The 242-nt window shown below is 50.0% G+C and carries 1 rRNA gene; it reads left to right on the top strand.

What is annotated here, in order from left to right:
* Window positions 1-242: ribosomal RNA gene (locus tag AAEY75_RS16725) — 23S ribosomal RNA — on the top strand; the annotation flags it as partial.

Here is a 242-nt window from a genome sequence, read left to right as displayed (position 1 = left end):
GCTTTGAAGATAGGACGCTAGTTCTATTGGAGCCAATCTTGAAATACCACCCTGGTATGTTTGAGGTTCTAACTCAGGTCCATTATCTGGATCGAGGACACTGTGTGGTGGGTAGTTTGACTGGGGCGGTCTCCTCCCAAAGAGTAACGGAGGAGCACGAAGGTGTGCTCAGCATGGTCGGAAATCATGCGTAGAGTGTAAAGGCAAAAGCACGCTTAACTGCGAGACAGACACGTCGAGCA

The organism is Psychrobacter sp. TB55-MNA-CIBAN-0194 (assembly GCF_040309505.1).
Lineage (GTDB): Bacteria > Pseudomonadota > Gammaproteobacteria > Pseudomonadales > Moraxellaceae > Psychrobacter > Psychrobacter fozii.
This window is presented reverse-complemented; position numbering and strand designations above follow the sequence as displayed.